The organism is Polaromonas sp. P1_G2 (assembly GCF_056405515.1).
On sequence record NZ_JBFUBY010001423.1, the window covers coordinates 1 to 406 of the forward strand.

The following is a 406-nucleotide window of genomic DNA, read 5'->3' on the forward strand; positions in this document are numbered from 1 at the left end:
GGTTTAAGGAAATGTATGTTGAGAGTGCGGAGTTCGCATCGGTAGATGACGGAGCACGGGAGTATGGTTTTGAGGGAATTCAGCGTGATCCAGTGGCTTGGATTGACTGGGTGGTTACAGCGCAGGGCTTCGAATTTATCGAAGATTTAGTAGCTTAGCGCAACACGGTCTCACCATTCGAACATGATAAACCACGGACTAGGGACATGATTCAGCAATGGCATTCAATTGTTGAATATTTTCACCATTTACAAGAATGCTGTCCAGATGAGAATTTCTCGTCGGCGGTCAAGGGAATCGAACAGGTAGCCAGGTTCATAGAGCAAGGCTCGCTCCGCCAAGCATTATTTGGCTGGACATCAATGCATGATCTATGCGTTCAACAAACTCCCCACTATCCCTACAC

Annotated in this window: 1 protein-coding gene; it reads left to right on the forward strand. The window is 47.0% G+C overall.

The genetic code is table 11. The features are described 5' to 3' along the window. Window positions 1–206 precede the first annotated feature (206 nt). Window positions 207–406, forward strand: a 200-nt coding sequence (locus tag AC1D0P_RS30885; protein WP_477680214.1) for a hypothetical protein, incomplete at its 3' end; no start/stop codon positions are given.